The sequence below is a fragment of the Nitrosomonas sp. genome, from assembly GCF_021731985.1.
Lineage (GTDB): Bacteria > Pseudomonadota > Gammaproteobacteria > Burkholderiales > Nitrosomonadaceae > Nitrosomonas.
Window position 1 is genome coordinate 42,781 of record NZ_JAKFWH010000032.1, and the last position, 20,305, is coordinate 63,085.

21 protein-coding genes are annotated in these 20,305 nt (G+C 47.0%); 5 read left to right on the forward strand and 16 right to left on the reverse strand.

The window, feature by feature from the left end; all coding sequences use genetic code 11:
• Positions 1–9: 9 nt before the first annotated feature.
• Positions 10–537 carry an SRPBCC family protein gene (locus QZ942_RS04050; RefSeq protein ID WP_292993410.1) on the forward strand — a complete coding sequence of 176 codons (528 nt, stop codon included), beginning with the start codon at positions 10–12 and terminating at the stop codon, positions 535–537.
• Positions 538–655: 118 nt separating this feature from the next.
• On the opposite strand, the gene QZ942_RS04055 is transcribed toward QZ942_RS04050, so the two are convergent.
• A complete protein-coding gene (locus QZ942_RS04055; protein WP_292993411.1) occupies positions 656–1,021 on the reverse strand; it encodes a hypothetical protein in 366 nt (121 codons plus the stop codon).
• A gap of 505 nt (positions 1,022–1,526) precedes the next feature.
• Here QZ942_RS04055 and QZ942_RS04060 point away from each other — a divergent pair.
• On the forward strand, positions 1,527–1,847 hold the full coding sequence (locus tag QZ942_RS04060; RefSeq protein ID WP_292993412.1) for a histidine phosphatase family protein: 321 nt from the start codon (positions 1,527–1,529) through the stop codon (positions 1,845–1,847).
• An 8-nt stretch (positions 1,848–1,855) separates the two neighbouring features.
• Positions 1,856–2,125, forward strand: coding sequence for a histidine phosphatase family protein (locus QZ942_RS04065; RefSeq protein ID WP_292993430.1), 270 nt, complete (start codon positions 1,856–1,858; stop codon positions 2,123–2,125).
• A gap of 95 nt (positions 2,126–2,220) precedes the next feature.
• On the opposite strand, the gene QZ942_RS04070 is transcribed toward QZ942_RS04065, so the two are convergent.
• The 5 genes from QZ942_RS04070 to QZ942_RS04090 form a co-directional block, all read right to left on the reverse strand.
• The gene (locus QZ942_RS04070; RefSeq protein ID WP_292993413.1) at positions 2,221–4,911 is read right to left on the reverse strand and encodes a DEAD/DEAH box helicase family protein; all 2,691 of its coding nucleotides are present in this window, start codon (positions 4,909–4,911) and stop codon (positions 2,221–2,223) included.
• 102 nt (positions 4,912–5,013) lie between these two features.
• Positions 5,014–5,553, reverse strand: a complete 540-nt coding sequence (locus QZ942_RS04075; protein ID WP_292993414.1) for a PIN domain-containing protein — start codon at positions 5,551–5,553, stop codon at positions 5,014–5,016.
• Positions 5,543–5,911, reverse strand: coding sequence for an STAS-like domain-containing protein (locus tag QZ942_RS04080; protein ID WP_292993415.1), 369 nt, complete (start codon positions 5,909–5,911; stop codon positions 5,543–5,545). Before QZ942_RS04080 ends, QZ942_RS04075 begins: the two co-directional genes overlap by 11 nt.
• A gap of 7 nt (positions 5,912–5,918) precedes the next feature.
• A complete protein-coding gene (locus QZ942_RS04085) occupies positions 5,919–6,791 on the reverse strand; it encodes an ATP-binding protein (protein WP_292993416.1) in 873 nt (290 codons plus the stop codon).
• The gene (locus QZ942_RS04090) at positions 6,788–9,088 is read right to left on the reverse strand and encodes a site-specific DNA-methyltransferase (RefSeq protein WP_292993417.1); all 2,301 of its coding nucleotides are present in this window, start codon (positions 9,086–9,088) and stop codon (positions 6,788–6,790) included. Before QZ942_RS04090 ends, QZ942_RS04085 begins: the two co-directional genes overlap by 4 nt.
• 250 nt (positions 9,089–9,338) lie before the next feature.
• On the opposite strand from QZ942_RS04090, the gene QZ942_RS04095 reads away from it, so the two are divergent.
• Together QZ942_RS04095 and QZ942_RS04100 are read left to right on the forward strand one after the other, a co-directional pair.
• Positions 9,339–9,584 (forward strand): type II toxin-antitoxin system prevent-host-death family antitoxin, encoded by a 246-nt coding sequence (locus tag QZ942_RS04095; protein ID WP_292993418.1) that lies wholly within the window; start codon positions 9,339–9,341, stop codon positions 9,582–9,584.
• Positions 9,568–9,969 (forward strand): type II toxin-antitoxin system VapC family toxin, encoded by a 402-nt coding sequence (locus QZ942_RS04100; RefSeq protein ID WP_292993419.1) that lies wholly within the window; start codon positions 9,568–9,570, stop codon positions 9,967–9,969. The genes QZ942_RS04095 and QZ942_RS04100 overlap by 17 nt, the downstream gene beginning before the upstream one ends.
• Before the next feature lie 109 nt (positions 9,970–10,078).
• Here the strand turns inward: QZ942_RS04100 and QZ942_RS04105 are convergent, their stop codons facing one another.
• The 10 genes from QZ942_RS04105 to QZ942_RS04150 all read right to left on the reverse strand — a co-directional run bounded on the left by QZ942_RS04105 (position 10,079) and on the right by QZ942_RS04150 (position 20,205).
• Positions 10,079–11,338, reverse strand: a complete 1,260-nt coding sequence (locus QZ942_RS04105) for an MgtC/SapB family protein (protein WP_292993420.1) — start codon at positions 11,336–11,338, stop codon at positions 10,079–10,081.
• Entirely contained in the window at positions 11,328–13,106 is a 1,779-nt protein-coding gene (gene recJ, locus QZ942_RS04110) for a single-stranded-DNA-specific exonuclease RecJ (RefSeq protein ID WP_292993421.1), read from the reverse strand. The genes QZ942_RS04105 and recJ overlap by 11 nt, the downstream gene beginning before the upstream one ends.
• Before the next feature lie 44 nt (positions 13,107–13,150).
• Positions 13,151–13,999, reverse strand: a complete 849-nt coding sequence (locus tag QZ942_RS04115) for a transporter associated domain-containing protein (RefSeq protein WP_292993422.1) — start codon at positions 13,997–13,999, stop codon at positions 13,151–13,153.
• An 86-nt stretch (positions 14,000–14,085) separates the two neighbouring features.
• The gene (gene ybeY, locus QZ942_RS04120) at positions 14,086–14,547 is read right to left on the reverse strand and encodes an rRNA maturation RNase YbeY (RefSeq protein ID WP_292993423.1); all 462 of its coding nucleotides are present in this window, start codon (positions 14,545–14,547) and stop codon (positions 14,086–14,088) included.
• 12 nt (positions 14,548–14,559) lie between these two features.
• Positions 14,560–15,549, reverse strand: coding sequence for a PhoH family protein (locus QZ942_RS04125; RefSeq protein ID WP_292993424.1), 990 nt, complete (start codon positions 15,547–15,549; stop codon positions 14,560–14,562).
• A gap of 81 nt (positions 15,550–15,630) precedes the next feature.
• On the reverse strand, positions 15,631–16,959 hold the full coding sequence (gene miaB / locus QZ942_RS04130) for a tRNA (N6-isopentenyl adenosine(37)-C2)-methylthiotransferase MiaB (RefSeq protein ID WP_292993425.1): 1,329 nt from the start codon (positions 16,957–16,959) through the stop codon (positions 15,631–15,633).
• Positions 16,960–16,977: 18 nt separating this feature from the next.
• A complete protein-coding gene (locus QZ942_RS04135) occupies positions 16,978–17,346 on the reverse strand; it encodes a hypothetical protein (RefSeq protein ID WP_292993426.1) in 369 nt (122 codons plus the stop codon).
• An 837-nt stretch (positions 17,347–18,183) separates the two neighbouring features.
• Positions 18,184–19,020 (reverse strand): metal ABC transporter permease, encoded by an 837-nt coding sequence (locus QZ942_RS04140; RefSeq protein ID WP_292993427.1) that lies wholly within the window; start codon positions 19,018–19,020, stop codon positions 18,184–18,186.
• Positions 19,020–19,838: a metal ABC transporter ATP-binding protein gene (locus tag QZ942_RS04145; protein ID WP_292993428.1), complete on the reverse strand. Its 819-nt coding sequence runs from the start codon at positions 19,836–19,838 to the stop codon at positions 19,020–19,022. Before QZ942_RS04145 ends, QZ942_RS04140 begins: the two co-directional genes overlap by 1 nt.
• Positions 19,816–20,205 (reverse strand): metal ABC transporter substrate-binding protein, encoded by a 390-nt coding sequence (locus tag QZ942_RS04150; RefSeq protein WP_366836049.1) that lies wholly within the window; start codon positions 20,203–20,205, stop codon positions 19,816–19,818. The genes QZ942_RS04145 and QZ942_RS04150 overlap by 23 nt, the downstream gene beginning before the upstream one ends.
• Positions 20,206–20,305: the final 100 nt, after the last annotated feature.

Here is a 20,305-nt window from a genome sequence, read left to right on the forward strand (position 1 = left end):
GGAAGATCTATGTTCAAGAAAGCCACCCTCATCGTTGTCATTTTCACCGCCATGATTCTTGCCTACGCTGCAACGCAGCCGGATACTTTTCGCATTGAGCGTTCAATCAATATCAATGCATCTCCAGAGAGAATTTTTCCTCATATTAACGATTTTCATCAATGGGAAGCATGGTCACCGTGGGAAAAAATAGATACTGAAATTCAGAGGAATTATCGTGGCACTGAGAGTGGCAAAGGTGCCATCTATGAATGGCAAGGCAATAAGGATATCGGCCAGGGGCGTATGGAAATCATCCAATCGATACCGCCTGCAAATTTAGTGATTGCGCTTCACTTCATGGAACCGTTTGAAGCGCAGAATACGGTCGAATTTATTTTGCAAAACCGGGATAATACAACGACAGTAACGCAAGCCATGTATGGATCAAGTCCGTTCATTTCCAAGTTAATGGGCCTATTCTTCAATATGGATAAAATGGTTGGAGAAAAATATGAAGAGGGTCTTGCTAGTCTGAAAGCTATCGTTGAGAAGTAATATGTAGATTAGTCGAATGAGGAATAACCCTATTTTCCTCAGTTGATACCTGTAAAGTTGTCGTAAACATATCGCTGGTAAAGGTTCTTGGACTGCCTCCTAGCACGAAATATCAGTTCTATTTTTGAGACCAATGCTTAAGTTTCTGGCTGCTATCAAAGTACAGATAAGTTCCGGTTCCAACACCCAGAAAATCAGCGCCAACCACTAAAAAATCAGCGCCGGGAAGATGGTATTCCCATGTGTCTCCACTTGTACTTTTGCGTGTTCCATAACACCATTTACACGGCAGTCCCCAAGAAGCTATCACTTGTTCTTGTGTCATGCCAGCGACCAGTTGCTTAAGATCGATCGCCCTGCGTATTTCTTCCGCCATGCTGGTGTCAGATAATACATCTTGTCTGATTCTATTTTCTCTTACTGATCCGCATCCATTTAGCAGTAGGATTGCTGCTATTAATGTAATAGATAGTTTCTTATTCATCGAGAAAATAATCCAGTGATAATCAATTTGTCGTCTTGTCCCTTTGTCCCAGCCAATTTTTCCATTTTAGTCTTTATATTGGCAGACATGGCAGTTTTTTTGAAGGTAACCAAAAAACCGCCATGCCATGAACTTGCAATCAGGTGAGTGGTGGTAAGTATCCAATGCAACTCCAATAAAGAAACCTTTATATTTACACTGCTTAAAATTTAAGCAGAATACGTGAACTACCTGGTCAATTTTCGACCGGCATCAACAGATTTATCAAACGCTGCAAATTAACCCGGCTCCCAGCAGAACCAAAAACTGATCAGTTGACAACAAAATTACGCGCAAATCAATAACAAAAATACCAGTACGCGATAATATATCGTTTCATAGGAATGTTTTTTGGTGGATGTTAAAAATGGGTTAAGGGACTCTTAAATAATCGTCATTTTAAGCATAGCGAGAAATCTACACTATCCGGTAAACTACCGCATCAAAATTACCCGGCTGAAATGGTATGACAGAAACTGTTATTGATTTAATCCGCCACGGCGAGCCAGCCGGTGGACGCCGTTATCGTGGTCACAATATTGATGATCCGCTTACCGAGAAGGGATGGTCACAAATGTGGAACGCCGTTGGCGAATATGCCGCATGGCATCAAATCATCACCTCCCCGCTACAACGCTGCCAGAGGTTTGCGCACGAATTGGGGGAGCGTCATGGAATCAATGTCGCTGTTGAGCCGCGTTTTAAGGAAGTGGGGTTTGGCGCATGGGAAGGGTTGAGCCATGATGAAGTCAAAATTGACCGAGCCGATGAAATCAGGCTTTCCTGAAAGATCCAATCAATCATCGACCACATGCCGCAGAGCCGCTCGACGATTTTATCCAGCGCGTCAGCTTAGCTTATGAAGAAGCTATCGAGCGCCATCATGGAAGCCATTTTCTAATCGTTGCGCATGCCGGTGTGATGCGTGCCATTATTGCAAAAACAGTCCATGCCTCTCCGTCCGGCCTGTATCGAATCAAAATCAGCAATGGCGGAATCACGCGGATTCGCCATTCAAAAACTGGGGACGTATTGGAATTGCTGAACGGGAAGCTGTCTGCCTGAATTTCGATAATTTGTACTATGCAAATTGATACCAGGTTTATAGGTGAATCTGTACAAATTATCAGGATTCATTAAGCATCCTTTGCTATTCTTTTTCATCCATCACTCTCTTTGTATGCTACAAAACTCTTCACAAGTTCGACGAATGATTTGGGTTTATATTTATTGAAATTCTCCTCATCGACATAAACAAAATCATAGCTAACTTCATTCTGTATCCGATTAAGATCATGACACCACTGCTTTAGGCGCTCAGTCTTCAACGGCACATCCAAATCTGCCTGACCCTTCGTTTCAACGATGTATATTTCTTGATCTGTCTTTTTAACGATAAAGTCTGGATAGTAATTGGATATATCGCCGTCTGCATTGACATAATCAAGTTTGAAATGTACAGCAAGGTAGTTCTTGGCATAGGAAGACACATCACTGCAATCCTCCAAAAAACTGGCGAACTGTAGCTCGAAATGGCTATCTCCAATAACACGGTTGAATACGCTCTTTTTTGCCATCAAGTACCCTTGGTCTTTCACGACAAAGGGTCGTGTCTGTCGCAGCTTGATGGTGTCGCGTATTTCCGCATTCCCCTTATCCCGGACAGTGAGTTCATTGATCGCTTTCTTGAAGGTTTCGATCACGGTTTTTGTGGCAGCCAGTTCCGATAAATTGCGTAGCGTATTGGGTGATTCAAGATCGACGGACTGATTAAACAGCACATTCTGGATAAAAGACTTAATCTTTCCATAGAGTACGTCATAACCGCTGACCAAACGTAACTCCTTCATCATCGTTTGTGCAAAGTAACCGATGACGCTGCGATAATCCGCGATCCCGGAGGGATCCAGCATCGTGGTGTGCGTCACCTCGCCTGTAGTGATATCCTTGAACACAATCTCTCGCTGCTCCTCTTCGCTGAACTGCTGATACGCTACTTTTTGAAAAACCATCGACTCAGCATCTAGCTCGGCCAGATTCTTGTATTCGCGATAAGTACGAGGTGTCAGTACCGGAATTTCGATATCCAGTGCTGCGATGTCTTTTTTCTCGTTACTGCTGTCCACCTCAATCACCAATGGCGTTTTCGGCTTAGTGCCTTCACCCATGGCCTTACGCTCCAATTCAACGCCTTCGGCCTGTATCGACTCGACGAAATCCATAAAGGCATCGGTGCCCACAACGCTGACATATTCTTCAATACCGCCGGGATACATTTTGCGCAAGCCCCGCCCTAGCGTTTGTTCGGGTAGGATTTTTGCTGGTGTATTAAAGGCACGCAGACCAACAATTGTTGTTACGTTGCGTACATCCCAACCCTCTTTAAGCATCAGCACCGACACAATCGCCTTAAACGGGCTGCTCGCGTCATCGATCACATTGGATTGTTTTCGTAACGCTTCCAATTCTTCCTTACCCTTGCCTGATGATGCCTCGGAAATTTCACCATTGTTTTTCGTATGAATAACCAAAACCGCATCTTTCAATTCCGGGTAACGCCCTTCTAAATATTCCGCCACGTCATCGCAATTTTTTGTGTCATCGGTCATCACGAACAGGATGGCTTTTTTGCCTAGCTTCTGATGTTCCTCATAGGCTTTGCGCCATTCGATCACCCCCAGGTCAATATAGTCCGCGTATTTCTCGGTGTACTTTGCACTCTGCCGCTCCGAAAGTTTGGCGCGGCTAGCGGCATCGGGCAGTACCGGGTGCTTGACCACATTCTGCCAGATCGCTTCTACCAAAGGATAATCAGCCACGGTTTGCACAAAGATCGCGCCATTGTTGTGCTTAGGCGTAGCCGTTACATCAAGTTGCAGGCTCAAGGAATCACCTTTCTGTAGTAATCGGTTGTGAATATCCTGAATCGATTGAAACCACGCCAGACCCGCATCGTGGATATGATGCGCTTCATCGTTAAGCACCATCAGCTCGTCAATATCACGCACGATCATGCCCAGATCCACCTTGGAGCCGGTGGTCGCACCACTAGGGCGCTTGCCCAGAAAATAATCCATGGTGTTATCATCATCCGGCGAGGGCGGAATATCTTCTCCGGCATAAACGCGGTGAATATTAGTCAAAAAAATGTTACCGGTAGGGTGTGTCACCCGCACTTCGTCTTGCACATGCAGCGTGAGCTGAAAGTCATTGCGCCAGTTGCGGCCATCAAAGCCATTATCCGGGATCACCGGATCTGTGAAGAAAATACGCAATCCTTGAAAATCCTTGTAAATACGATCCAACACAATAATATTGGGCGTAATTACCAGAAAGTTGCGTGCAAGCTCCGAAGTTGGTTCATACAGTTTGTGAAAAAAGCTCCATGCCAGAGCCAGACTCATCACTTTGGTCTTGCCGCTGCCGGTGGCCATCTTCACCACGTAGCGCCGCCAGTTCTCGTCGAACATCTGTGCTGACACTGCGCCGCTGCTGTCAAAACGCATCAAATCAAATTTGTCCTTAGCCCCGATTACGTCGTATAAGTAAATAATGGTTTCCAATGCTTCGCGCTGGGCGAAGAAATATTGAAACTCGACCGTCGTGCCATTAATCTGTGGTTGTAAATGCGGCTCCTTAAACCACCAATTGAGCAGGCTTTTGCTCGTATCCGTTGCGCCGGCATAGCCGCCATCCCGGAATTCCTTCACTTTTTTTCGCAGTGTCGCCACCAGCGGCGGCATCAGCTTGTCCATACTGGTTTCGCGCAATGCCTCATCGGCGGGAAACCAGCGGATAGCCGGGTCGAGAATGGCGTGGGGGGAAGACGGGAAATCTTTATGCAGTGCCATTAACGCTTCTCCGTAAAGGTTACGCCGCAGTAGTCAGTTGATACTTTTGATATATATAGATGAGTGTCATTTTTGATGCACATTGCTCGAAGTCGCAGATTGCTACGATGAAAGTAATCGCTTATTCGCAGTCACAACGAGAACTCCTTGAGCACGAAAATCACCGTCATCTGTAACCAATTTCAACTTCTTTTCCCTGCATAAACTTGCGATGATCTGATCATTGAAATCAGAATCTCCCATTGCATACTCGGTTATCAAGGAACTGATAGCCAGTCTCTCAAAGCCGTTTTCTATCCGCAAGCAATGTTTCAGTATTTGCTTGATGTCGGCGGCGATATCCAGGGCAATCGGTTTGAAATCCTGGCTTTTGCGGAACCGTTTGAATTCACCATGAGGATTACCCATGACGTTCCATTTTAGTCTGGAATAGGTATTAATGAACTCGGATACGATCAGCACATCGATATAAATTTTGCTACCGGCTGCCAGAATTTTGGCAAGCGCCTCCGAATAAGCTGCCACTCTTTTGTCGCCTGGTTTTTGCGGACCGTAAACAAACAGCCATATATTGGTATCCAACAATAGCTCGTCATTTGCCGTAAAGTGATAATTGTTAACTGCTAATGCCTTATTCGCCATTGCCGTCATCCCCCAGTTCTTCGCGAACTGCTTGATTGAATTTCTGCGGATCTCTGAAATATTGCTTAGCGGTTTCAACTACGCGTTTTAGGAGTGCCAAATCGTCCGGCTCCATATCCTTTACCTTAAGTAAAGCGCGAATCTGTTCTTCGCTGAATTTATCATATAGCTGACCAATCGCGGCGTTTAAAAAAGCCGAAGTTAGCGTTGATACATTATGAAATGAAAGAATCGTACTTTGACCTTCTTTCAGCGCGGCGGCCAGGCGATCATAAATCTTCTGCCCATCGCTGGAAGCGACACACAAAGGGCTGCCCACCACTTCAAATATTGATATTGTTAATTCTTTTTGCATCATAATTACCTCAAAAAATATTCGCTGCGCTGGGTTCAGAAACAAGTTTGTACGAATTTGTATCGGCCGTATTGATTTCAACAGTAACGACAGTTCCAGGAAACGGATAATTCAATGGCGCAGTAATGGTTTTTTTGTTCTCCCGCCGCCAATATCCGGCATCTGAAACAATCTGAATACAGCCGCCATTCAAGTCAATAAATTCTCTTAGTAGCTTCAGCCCCAATCCACCCGGTATCGGGCCGCGCTTGGTTGTGTTTCGGCCTTCAGTTGACCAATGAATCGCATCTTCTGCTGAAAGTATCAATCCTGTATTGTCTTGTATATTTTGGCGCATGCCAACACCCAGATCAGCGACTGAGAAATCAAGTCGCTGTCTATTGGGAAAGAACTGACCACAACTAAAAATTCCTAGTTCGGAATTCGAATGTAATACTGCGTTACTGAAAATTTCAAAAATGCTCTCACGGAACTTTTTCAGCAGCCCGTGTGACATTGCCGGCATCTCAGCGCGGTGAATCAACTCATTTTCGATATAGTCTGCAAAATACCGGTCATCCTTTACGTCGAACCGGCGATAGGGAATCGTCGTTCCCCAGCGATCAGGTATTTTTTCCCGGCCATAATGGCTGAGAAAGCCATTCTTGGATAGAATCTTTTCAACAGATGAGCAAATATTAGTTAATCTGATCGTATTCAGATTGTCGCTCAAACGATAGAGGATGGCCCCGAAAGCCGCACACATATCAGCGTCAAACCAAGTGGTTGCATTCATGTCGATCTCAACATCGTCAAGGAAATAGCTACTTGCTTCATTTTCCAGGCGTACCAATGCCTGAAAACCTGACTGGTCATGCCGGATGTCGGGAAAAATAAACTTCACGCCGTCACCTCCACAATCGTCATCGTGTCATTGCCAAAAATATCCACCACTTTCACTGCAATTTTGCGCCGCCCCGGCATGACTTCCTGAAATACGCTAGTCAATTCCAGCGAACGGTCTTTTTTGGTACGGAAGCTTTGCCACTCGTTTTCGAACACATAGTCGCCAGTCCAGACCTCTTCGTATTCTGGAAACTCCATTTGGGGTGCTTCAAGTCCCGGGAATGCACCTTGACCTACTGGTAGTTTTTTAATTCGGATAATCTCGCGTTTGCTTTCGAAATCAAAATCCACCGACCAGTAGTCGATCCAATCCGTCCAGTGGCGCGTCAGTTGTTCGCGTGTGACGATGCCATCCTTGTCTTTGTTGACTTTGATAATCTGGCCTTTTTCCACCACGATTCTGCTACCCTTGTTTTTCAGCGTCGCTTCGGCGTTGGCGATGGAATCCTGCGAATAGAACACGGAGAAATCAGTCAGCTCAACCGCCACGGTATTGCCTTTGATATGCGGCTTAACTTCGATGAAAGACACATCGTGGAACACCACTTGGTTCTTCTCCACCGCGCGTTTGTCGAACACGTCGGCGGGGATGTACTTCGGCGCGATGTCGATGCCTTTGGCGCGCGCTTCGTCCAGCACGTTCGGAAACAAACCCATCTCGAACTCAAAACCGAGGATGTCGACGCGGGTAATATGTTTCTTGCGGCACTCGAGAATGACTTCCTCGACGAACAGTCGCGTCACCGGCATATTCACCGGCCCCACTGACACCAGCCGTCCAGCTTTCTTGCCGTGAAAGCTGACGAATCCTGCGGTCTTTTCCGCCTGGTAGGCGCGCAGGATCAAGTCAAGAAAGGCCGCTTCCTTTTGTTCCAACTGTTTCTGCTTTTCCGCCTCGCGCAAATTAGGATTCACTCCAATGTAATGCTGGCGCTCGTACTTGCCCAGATTGAGGATCTCAAAGGCTCGATAATCCTTGTCTTCCGCCTTCAATTGCCGCTGCACGCCGATTAAGCGTTTGCGCGTCGTGTGGATGGCGAACTTGCCCAAATCGGTGGCGATCCATTTGCGCCCGAGTTTTTCAGCGACTGCCGCCGTGGTGCCGGAACCGCAGAAAAAATCAGCTATCAGATCGCCTTCGTTGGATGAAGCTTTGATGATGCGCTCAAGCAAGGCTTCGGGTTTCTGGGTGGGGTAGCCAATTCGTTCCGATGAGGTATTTCCAATACGACCAACATCATCCCAAAGAGTGGTCAAAGGCTTACCTTTGGTTTCATCCAAATAAACTTTCAAACCATCAAGCCGAGGCGTTCCATCCTGTTTTGTTAAGATCCGACCTTGTGCCCAAAGCTCCTCAAGCTTTTCTAAAGGATAACCCCAAGAGCGATTTGATGGAGGTTTCGTTCCTCGCCATTCAAACTGACGACCGGGATTGGTTGATGAGAATGTCATGTCTCGCCCGGTGTATAACCTTCCAGTTTCATCCTGTTTATATCGACTGAGTTGCGCATCACCGTAATCTGTTCGCTGCTCATTAAAAGTAAAAGTTTTTGATTTTGAAGAGAAAAAGATTGTTTCCTGAGAACGAGCGTAGCCGATTGTTTGCATGTTATGGGCATTAGTCCTGATCCACACAATTTCGTTTTGAAATTGTTCTCTGTCAAAGACTTCTTCAAGTGCGAGCCTAATATATGCATTCACCCGCCAATCACAATGCACATAAATACTCCCATCCTCCGCCAGTAAGTCGCGCATCAGAATCAATCGCTCATAAATCATGCTGATGAACGAATCCGCGCCTTTACCCCAGGTGTCGCGGTAGGCAATTTCTTCGAGGATGTTGGGTTTTTTGGTGAAGGTGTCGCTACCAATCTCGATGTCCATCGAAAAATCCGCACCGACGTCAAACGGCGGGTCGATGTAGATCAGTTTCAGACCGCCTTGTTTTTCGATTTCCTCGCGCAGCGGCCCATTCTTCAAGCTGGACAGAATCAGCTTGTTGTCGCCCCAGATCAGTTTGTTGGTCCAGCCTTTGAGCTGCCGGCCGCGCGGATCGAGATCGAACAGACTGGGTTGAATCGCAGTATCGCCCGGTTTTTCGGCGCGCGGTTCATCGACTTGCTCGATGGTCTGAAACGGCAGCACGATGTTGCATACCTCATTGCTCTTGCCGTTCCACACCAGCTCAACCTCGCGCTTGTCGTCGAACAGCAAGAAGCGGTACTTGTCCGGCAGCGGCTTATCCGCTTCCAGCAGTTTGATGATGTCGCGCTTTTCGTGATCCGTTAATTTCATTCTGTTCAGCAGCTTCTAAAATTCGCTTAGTTTATCAGAGATTATCTCGGGCTTATCCCTATGGCTATTGTCATTCCGAACGCGGTGAGGAATCTTTTTCAATTCTCGAAGCATTTAGTCAGAACTTCTTCAGACAAAAAAGTAATGCCAGTCCAATACCCGCGGCTGTTGCCAATGTGACTGAGATGCATTGCTTTACGCAAGCAGATGCCTATAATGTACATACCTTCTGTACATTATAGGTTCCCCCATGACATCAGTGAATGTGACCGAATTACGCCAGCATTTACCCGAATATCTTAAACAAGTGCAAGCAGGTGAAGCAATTGCAATAACCTTGCACGGCAAAACCATTGCCCATATCATTCCTGACCACACAAAAAACGAACGTGAGGCAGCGCTTAATCGTTTGGATGCACTGCGTGGCACGGTTATTGTTGGAGATATCCTTGCCCCTCTGGATGAAAAATGGGAAGGCGATGCTGATAATCTGTGATACCCATATTTTGTTATTTTGGGCAGATTGCCGCGAGCGCTTGACGATAACCGCTCAGCAAGCTGTGGATAGTGGCCGGACGGATGGTAAGTTGGCCTGTGCCGCCATTAGCTTCTGGGAAATCGCTTTGTTGTTCCGTAAGAGCAGACTGGTACTGCCTCCGCAACATACATCCGCTTCGTATATGGATGATATTGTTACGTCACTGGAGTTGCAGATTCTTTCGATCACACCGGCTATCGCCGCGTTAGCTGAAAGCGGCATTATTCCACATGGCGACCCGGGGGATAGATTGATTGCCGCGACAGCCATTGCGCATCAAGCGCCGCTCATTACGGCCGATAAAAAACTCCATTCGATACCTGGTTTGCGTTGTATTTGGTGATAATAGTTTCTGACCGTTGCATTTTCAGCGTCATAGTGAAATTCTCCATTCACATACGATACGCATAGTTGAGTTAGGCAGGGTAATGACTCGTAACCATTCGAGCTCTTTAGAAAAAGAATAGCAACGCCAGTCCAATGCCCGCAGCCGTTGCCAGCATGCCCAAGATGCATTGTTTTGCCAGTAATCCACTGCCGAAGAAGAATATGAGTCCGAGTTTGAAACCGATGTTGGACAGTATTCCGAGTGAGATGGCCGTTACCGCTTGAGTGGCTTCCAGTTTACCCAATTCATATAAGCGCAAGCTCGACAGGGTAATGGCGTCGACATCGGTGAGGCCGGAGAATAACGCGACGGCATACAATCCGCTGCTGCCGGCGATGTCGGATAGCCATGCGGCAAAAAACAGCACGATGCCATAGATCAACCCGAAAGCCGCTGCCGTGCGCATTTCGGTTGGATTTTTGGTTTCTGGCACAGGTAAGCCATTTTGCTGTTCTAACTGATACCACCAATAAGCTGTAACACCTAATCCGAACAGAAAACCACTGCCTAAAATGGGCAATAGCTGCGGCAATATGGCGGGAGAGGCCACCGCACTGACGATAGCCAAGCGGATCAGCACCGTCAAATTGGCAAGCAGGATGACTACGACGGCAAGTGGAATAAAATTTGGGTTTTCCGTGCTGCGGCGCGCGTATACCAATGTTGTGGCCGTGCTGGAAACCAATCCGCCGAATAAGCCCAGCACCGCACTGTGGCGCGGACCGATCAGTTGTAGTGCGACATAACCTGCCAGACTGACACCGGAGATCAGAACCACCATTAACCAGATTTGGTACGGATTGATCGCTTCGTAAGGTCCGAAGTTCTTGTCCGGCAGTATCGGCAAAATGATAAAAGTCAGCACGGCAAACTGCAGTACGGAAATTAAATCCCGCCGACTCAGCTTTTGTGTGATGCCGTGCAGTTCTGTTTTGAAGTACAGCAATACCGTGGTGATAATGGCCAGCATAACGGCCAATGTGTCGTTGCCATACCAAACCGATGCGCCCAGGCCATAGCACACCAGAATAGCGACTATGGTGGTCGTGCCTGGGTCTGCGCTGTCGTCTTTGATACGGAAATAAGCGGCGATCATCATCAAACCGATGATCAGCAAGCCGCCCAGCAGTAGCCAGGGTGTAGCTTTTTCCGACAACATTGCGGCCAGCGTGCCGAATAACGCGACCAGCGCGAATGTTCTTAACCCTGCCCGCGCACTTGGGTTGCGCTCGCGTTCCAGCCCGATTAATAAACCAATTGCAAGACTGGTCACAAAATGCGGCAAAGCAGCCAATTCGCCATTGAGCGTGAATTCAGTGTGCATCGTTGGTTACCGGGTTATCTGCGTGAAACCAATGCTCCAGCAGCAATTGCAAAGTTGTCTTGCCATTATATTCATTGATCTGTAGACGATACACCGCATCGATAAGATCGGGTAGCGGGTCGTTATGGAAAAACAAAATACCGTCGTAAGAATCATCCGATTTCCGTGACGCTTTACCTTGGCTACCGGAATCCAGTTTTCTTAATTTCAGTTTTAAATGTTTCTCGCCTACGATGCGCTGGCTTTCAACATAAAACCGCGCATTGAATGACGGTTGCGGAAAACCTTGTCCCCACACTTGCCGGTCGAGGTATTCAACCAGTTCCAAATTAATGTCAGAAGTCTCCAAATCGCCATCGGTTTCGATTACGCGCGTCAAATCGGCCGGTGTCAGCAGGGTTTGTGCAACTTGCTCAAAAGCATCGCAGAATTTCTCAAAATGATGGGCATGGATCGTCAATCCCGCTGCGGCTGCGTGACCGCCGAATTTGAGGATCAGCTCAGGATGCCGCTTGGCAACCAGATCCAATGCATCGCGCAGGTGAAAGCCGTTGATCGACCGCCCGGAGCCTTTGATTTCACCGTCATTGCCGGGTGCGAAAATGATGACCGGGCGATGATGTTTATCTTTGATGCGCGAAGCGAGTATGCCGATGACGCCTTGGTGCCAATCGGCATCGAACAGGCAGATGCTGTAGGCGGCCTGTATTTCCGGTTGCCGGGTTTTGAGCGTATCTTCCAGCTTAAGTAACGCGCTTTCCTGCATGGTGGACTCGATTTCGCGGCGCTGCCGGTTAAGCTCGTCCAATTGTTTGGCAATCTGTGCCGCATACGCTGCATCATCGGTAATCAAGCACTCAATACCCAGCGACATATCGTCCAGCCGCCCGGCTGCGTTTAATCGCGGGCCCAGCATGAAGCCCAGTTCATACGTGGAGATTTGCTGATATTCCCGCCGCGACACCTGCAACAGTGCGTTGATACCTGCGCAACCGCGTCCTTTGCGGATGCGTTGCAGGCCTTGCTGTACCAAAATACGATTGTTACTGTCCAGTTTGACCACATCGGCGACCGTTCCCAGTGCCACCAGATCAAGAAACCCGGCGAGATTGGGTTCCTGCCCCAATGCGGTGAAAGCGCCGCGCTGGCGTAATTCAGCGCGCAGCGCCAGCATCAGGTAAAAAATAACACCCACACCGGCGATACTTTTGCTCGGAAAAGGGCAGCCGGGCTGATTGGGATTGACTATGGCCATGGCCGCGGGCAATTCATCCCCAGGAAGATGGTGATCGGTAATCACCACTTGCATGCCCAGCCGGTTGGCTTCGGACACGCCTTCGACGCTGGCAATGCCGTTATCGACGGTAATCAGGATATCCGGTTGCTTGGCGCTATACGCCAAATGCACAATTTCCGGGGTCAGTCCGTAACCGAATTCAAAACGGTTCGGCACCAGGTAATCAACAATCGCGCCAAATTTGCGCAAAATACGGATTCCGACCGCGCATGCCGTTGCGCCATCGGAATCATAATCCGCTACGATCAGCAGGCGTTTTTTTGCTGCAATGGCATCGGCCAGCAGCGCTGCCGTCGCCGTGATATTTTTCAGTTGCCCGAACGGAATTAGCTGTGCCAGCTCTGTTTCAAGTTGGCTGGAATTTTCAATGCCGCGTGCGGCATAAATGCGTGCGAGTACCGGCGATAAGCCGCTACCGCTAAGTGCCTCGACAGTATGCGAATCATACGCACGGGTGGTAATTTTAGACATAAACCGGACAATACGCAGGCGGTTTTAAATAGTGCGAGAAAGTTTTACTCTGCACTGGTTTCCGTCGCTGGTGCGAATTTTTCCACCTTGAGGATGTGCAATCGCCGGCTATCGGCGCGTTGCACGGTAAATTTGAAGTTACCGATAACGACCGATTCGTGCCGGATCGGCAAGCGGCCAAATTTGCTGAGGACCAGACCACCGATCGTGTCATAGTCATCGTTGCTGAAGCCTGCACCGAGCACTTCATTGAAGTTTTCAATCTCGGTAATCGCCTTGACACGATAGAGTCCGTCCGATTCCATGACGATGTTGTCTTCTTCCTCGTCAAAATCGTATTCATCTTCAATTTCCCCGACAATCTGTTCGAGTACGTCTTCGATGGTGACGAGACCGGCGACACCGCCATATTCGTTAACGACAATGGCCATGTGATTCCGATTGCTGCGGAAATCCTTGAGCAGAACGTTCAGCCGTTTCGATTCCGGGATAAATACGGCCGGTCGCAACATGTCGCGCATAGCGAATTCTTCTTCACTGGCGTAATAGCGCAGTAGATCTTTTGCCAGCAGGATGCCGATGATGTTGTCTTCGCTGCCTTCGGTGACCGGAAAACGGGAATGCGCGGCTTCTATCACAAACGGAATAAATTTTTCGGGTGTCTCACTGATGTCGACGATATCCATTTGCGAGCGCGGCACCATAATATCGCGCGCCTGCATTTCTGAAACCTGCATGACGCCTTCGATCATGCTGAGTGCGTCCGAATCCAGTAAATTGCGCTCAAAGGCAGAGTGCAACACGGTAATGAGTTGTTCGCGGTCTTCCGGTTTGCGGATCAGCAAAGCGCCTAACCGCTCCAACCAGCCGCTTTTAGGAGGAGGTTCTTCCATGATGTCGAGTGGATCCAGTTGATGTAAAAGAAAAAGGGATTAAAGATTTTCTTCGCTGCTTATCCAAGCAAAGATTATTCATAGGATTATTGCGGTGAAATTGCGTCGCCATGCTCTGTATACGGATTATCATAGCCAAGCCGGGCCAGTATTTGTGTTTCCAATTGTTCCATTACAACTGCTTCGGCCTCTTCAATATGATCATACCCTTGCAAATGCAAAATACCGTGAACGGTTAGATGCGCGTAATGTGCAATCAGGTTTTTATGCTGTTCCTGCGCCTCTTGGCTGACGACCGGCGCACAAAGCACAATATCGCCCGTTAGAGGCTGCGTATCGTCATAAACAAAAGTTAACACGTTCGTCGCATAATCCTTATTGCGAAATTGATGGTTCAGTTCACATCCTTCGGCCTCATCCACAATGCGTAAAACTATTTCGGCTTCCTGCATCAACGCGGTTTTAACCCAGCGGCGGAACTGTGGCCGTGTGGGTACGTCTGTACTATTTGTCGCATACTGGACCATCAGCTTGAATGATTTCTCCATGCGAAAAGCTTGTCAGGATTCCTGCTTGCGTTTGTCGTGTTTTTCATAGGCAGTGACAATGCGTTGTACTAAAGGATGTCTTACCACATCTTCGGATTTAAAATGCGTGAAAGCAATACCGCGGATGTCTTTAAGAACTTGCTGAACTTCCACCAATCCGCTTTTTTGATGCTTGGGCAGATCAATCTGTGTCACATCGCCGGTAATCACAGCCTTGGAACCCAAGCCAATTCGCGTTAAGAACATTTTCATTTGTTCCGGCGTAGTGTTTTGTGCCTCATCCAGAATGATAAATGACTGATTCAGCGTGCGTCCGCGCATAAAAGCCAGGGGTGCGATTTCAATCGTATTACGCTCAAATTGTTTACTGGTTTTTTCAAATCCCATTAAATCATACAATGCGTCATACAGCGGACGTAAATAAGGATCAACTTTCTGAGTCATATCGCCGGGTAGAAACCCTAAACGCTCGCCTGCCTCAACCGCAGGACGGACCAGAATCAGGCGCGATACCAAACCACGTTCCAGCGCATCGACGGCGCTGGCTACTGCGAGATAAGTTTTACCAGTACCCGCCGGGCCAATGGCAAAAGTGATATCGTGCTCCTGAATTTGTTGCAGATACAGCGCCTGGCGTTGGGTTCGGCCATACAAATTGCTGCGGCGTGTGAGTAACGCGGGCTGTTTGATGATTGCAGCCTTATCCGAATCATCGGCTTGGTCAGGCGCGTTCTGTGGACTCAGCGCTTCGATCAAGCCAAGTTGAACTTGCTCCAGACTTAGATGCTGTTGCGATTGGCTGTAAAAATTGCGTAATACTTGCGCCGCCAGTTTTGTCTGCCCGGATTTTCCCGATAAACTAAAATGTTCGCCGCGCCGTGAAATGGCTACATCCAATGCTGTCTCAACTTGTTTGAGGTTTTCATCCAATGCGCCGCACAGATTCGCGAGTCGCTGGTTATCCGCTGGTGTGAAAGAAATTTCGAGGGGTGTAGGTTTCAATGTCAGGCGATACGGTTACGATAATACAATTCTCTCAGCGGGCGAGATACTTTGCAAGTAAAACCCTTCTGTGAGAATTTTTTATTCATGCACTATTTCACCGCGCAACGTATGCGACCGTGCTTCGGTGATGCGCACATTCACAAAACAGCCAACCTGCTCAGGATCGCTCGTTAAATTAACGACACGATTATTATCCGTACGTCCATAAAATTCATCCGCGTTCTTTTTGGATATGCCTTCCAGCAGCACTCGCTGTACCGAACCGATCATTTTTTGACTGATTTTTCCGCATTGCTGATTAATTTGTGCCTGCAATCGATGCAATCTTTCCAGTTTGACTTCCTGCGGCGTGTCATCGGGCAAGTCAGCAGCCGGTGTGCCCGGACGTGGACTGTAGATAAAACTATAGGAATCGTCAAAATTCATATCTTCAACCAACTTGAGGGTTGCTGCAAAATCTGTCTCAGTTTCTCCGGGAAAACCAATGATGAAATCAGAAGTTACTGAAATATCCGGGCGTATCGCACGTACTTTGCGGATGATCGATTTGTATTCCAATACGCTATAACCCCGTTTCATCGCCGCCAGCACCCGGTCGGAGCCGGATTGCACGGGCAGATGTAGATGGTTGACCAACTTGGGCAAATAACTATAGGCCTGAATCAAACGGGCGGTGAACTCTTTCGGATGTGAAGTGGAATAACGAATGCGCTCGATTCCCGGTATTTCGTGGAGGTATTCGAGCAGCAAGGCAAAATCAGAAATTTCTCCGTCATTCATCACGCCCAGATAAGCGTTAACATTCTGCCCCAACAATGTGATTTCCTTGATGCCATGGTCCGCCAGAATGGCAATTTCTGTCAGTACATCATCCAACGGACGAGAAACTTCTTCGCCGCGCGTGTAGGGCACCACGCAAAAACTGCAATACTTGCTGCAACCTTCCATAATCGAAACAAAAGCCGTGACGCCTTCGGTACGAGCGGGCGGCAGGTGGTCAAATTTTTCGATTTCAGGAAACGAAATATCGACCTGTGAACGGCCGGTTGTTTTGCGTGTTTCGATGAGTTGCGGTAACCGGTGCAGCGTTTGCGGTCCAAAAACAACATCCACATAAGGCGCACGACTAACAATTGCTTTGCCTTCCTGGCTGGCGACGCAGCCGCCCACACCAATCAATAAATTGGGATTGTTTTCTTTCAGATGCCGGACACGGCCTAGGTCATGAAATACTTTTTCTTGCGCTTTTTCGCGTACTGAGCAGGTATTGAACAGAATAATATCGGCTTCTGCCGGATCATCGGTGGATTCCATGCCATAAGCGGCATGCAGGACATCGGCCATTTTCTCCGAGTCATACTCGTTCATCTGGCAACCAAAGGTTTTAATATAAAGCTTGTTACTCACGGATTGTCTAGGATTAATTTAAAAAAAGAAAAAACGTTTTTTAGGTGCTGGTAGCTGCAGCCCTTCATGTTCCGCTGCTTTCACTTCGTCCGGGGTTAGAATCCAGACGCGGTGCAAATTTCCCATGATATCCAACTGGTAGCGAACAATCCCAATATAGTTCGCCACGCTCGGCAAGATTATCAGATTATCAACACCCCGGATTTGCCCGCCAGCTGCCATTATCATTTGCTGATCATTGATGGTGAACTGCGGAAAGGAAACCGCGGTTAGTTTACCCAGCTTGCTATCGGGCGGGAAATATCTTTGCAGTTGACTAAAAACAGGATGCGATAGCATGATCAATACAATCACCAGCAATAATTGCATCACCTGTGTTTTTTTCATTATTTTACTGGACAGAAACTGGATAAAATACGATCGGATAAACGGTACGAATCAGGAGTTTGAGTTTGAATCTTAATCTATATCTGATTTTTCTAAAAACTTTATGATACGCTAAAGAGAACTTTGGTATCAGCGAATTTGTAGCTCCCGAGTAATAAATGATGAAAGACAATCCTGTCTGTATGCATCTGATTACCTCACATCAAGTAAATTGACAGGTTAAACCAATCAATCAACGTCAAGGATATATCTGAACTATGCTGACAAGCCTCCGCGAATTCCCTGATTTCGCCCATCGGTTTTTTTGTTCCTACTATCTTGTTCTACAATCTCCTACACCAAGATTACATAAAGCGAAAAAAAGAAAAGTCACTTAGATATTACTATCTAAGCGACTGATTTGTTGGTGGGTCTGGCTGGACTCGAACCAGAGACAAAGGGATTATGAGACACAACCATTGAATATGCACCAAATATAATCAACCACTTACAATGCTTGCCAAGCACAAAACCAGTGTCAAACAGCTTCAAATGATGGTATTTCTGCCGCACTTTGGCACAAATTTGACACAATGATCTTTATGATACTTAGCATGATTGCTTCAATTTCTGTTTACTATTTCAATTTACAAATTATGCAGATATACCCAGACCGGATGTAAGCAATTTACTTCTTTGCGGGCAAGGGCGTTGATGAAATCCTGTCTGGAGAAAGTACCGACAGAATAGTTTATTGTTCAATGTTTTTGATCGGTTCGACAATGTTTAAGTGTAGTAAATACCCATTCCATTATTTTTACCCAGATATCGACAAAAAATATTGTATTTTCTACTTGCCTAACGTTTCATTAGGTTTGCTGAGAGACTATGAATCGGTTTTGCCAGCAATGACAAGCTGAACAGTAGCGCGCTGAATAGAACAATAGTTGTTCCAGAGGCCACATTAAAAATATAGCTGAGATACATACCGATTACGCCGGTTACAGACCCTATCAGGGTTGAATAAATGATCATTTTGCTGAAGCTATCCGTGAGCATTCTCGCAGTCATTGCGGGAGCAATCAGTGTGGCAGCTACCATGGTGACGCCGATTACGTTGAGGGATGCGATGACGGAAAAGGTCAGCAGAAGGGAAAATAAAAATTGCACCGACTCGGTTTTGATGCCAAATACGCGTGCAGCTTCATTATCAAATGTAGAAAAGAGGAGTGCTCTATACGAAAAAAACAGGGTGACCAGTGTGATGGCTGCTACCAATCCGATAACCACCAAGTCATGATCAGTGATTCCAAGAATATTGCCAAACAAGGCGGCCTCAAAGTTTTGTTTAAAGTTGCGCAATTTACTCACGATTGCAACGCCCAAAGCAAACATGGCCGTTGTCACAATACCGATTGCAGCATCTAATTTGATCTTGTTGTTTTGTGTGATTTTGTTGATGACCAATACGGCTAACAAACCCATGGCAAAAGCGCCGGCATAAAAATTCAGATTTAGCGTAAAGCCGACAACGGCGCCACCAATGGCAGCGTGAGATAGTCCATGCCCGACATAGCTCATACCACGTAGAACGACATATACGCCAATCATGCCACCGGATGCACCGACTAGCAAAGCAGCCAGCAAGGCGCGACGAAAGAATTCATACTCGAATGGCTCGAGGAGGAATTCCATCAGTGCTTTTCATCCCTAAAGTGCAGGGGAGTACTGTTAGCGATTAACAGATGTCCTTCATATTTAACGATCACAATGTCGCCACCATACGTCTGAGTGAGGATTTCATTGGTAAAAATATCATGCGGTTGACCTTGCGCGACAACACCTCGATTAAAGCAAATAACCCAGGGTAGATGGGAAGCCACGGCATTCAGGTCGTGCGTGGTCAATAAAATGGTCATCCCTTCACGATTGATATCGCCCAATAGATGCAATACTTCATGCTGGGTTTTGATATCGACGCCTGAAGTGGGTTCATCCAGAATCAAAAGTTTAGGGTTGCTGATTAATGCGCGTGCAAGAAATGCACGTTGCCGTTGACCACCCGATATATCAATAATATGTTGTTGCAAGCAATCCTCAACACCCAATCGATAAGCGAGATCATAAACACTTTTACGCTCCTCTTTGCTGAGCCAAGGCAAAATGCGCCCATTGGTATACAGTCCCATTGTAATGACTTCTTCGACAGTCACCGGAAAATTCCAATCGACGCTGCCAAGTTGGGGCACATAACCAACCGTGCCCGGCTTCACTTGATTTACTGGATTGTTGTGCACCAGTATCTTTCCGGAAATCACCGGATGAATGCCTAGAATGATTTTAAGCAGAGTGGTTTTGCCACTGGCTGTGGGACCCACAATGCCGGCAAACTGACCTGCAGCTATCTCCAATGACAGATCAGAAAATACTACATTCTGTTCATAGCCGGCTTTGACATTGCTTAGTTGGACGGCAGCGCTGAATTGCGCATTAAAAAGCGATGTTGCTTGCATCAATATTGGCCATGCAGGTTGGGTTGCCTCCGAGTGCTTTTGTCAAGATGGTCATATTGTTGGTCATCATGCCTATGAAAGAGTGATTGGGGGGAGCTGGTAGCTCATCATCTGATAGTTGGTCAATAAATTTGACGTTCGCTTCACGTGCGATTTGCTCCATCACTTTACTAGGAAAAACTTCTGAGCCAAATATTGCAGGTACCCCAGTCTCTTTGATCTGCTTAATAATACCAATGACCTCCTGCGGACCGGGTTCAGAAAAATCAGCGGGTTGAACGGCAGCAATCACTGTCATGCCATACCGAGGCGCAAAATAGGCAAAAGAATCATGATAAGTCAGAAGTGTCCGGAGATTTAATTGAATAGATTCAGTTGGTTATTATTGTTCGACATGGTTATTTGCACATCGGTATTTTTAACCAATTGATCGATAGGTATTTTTTCGAAAAGAGTTAGGCTTAAAA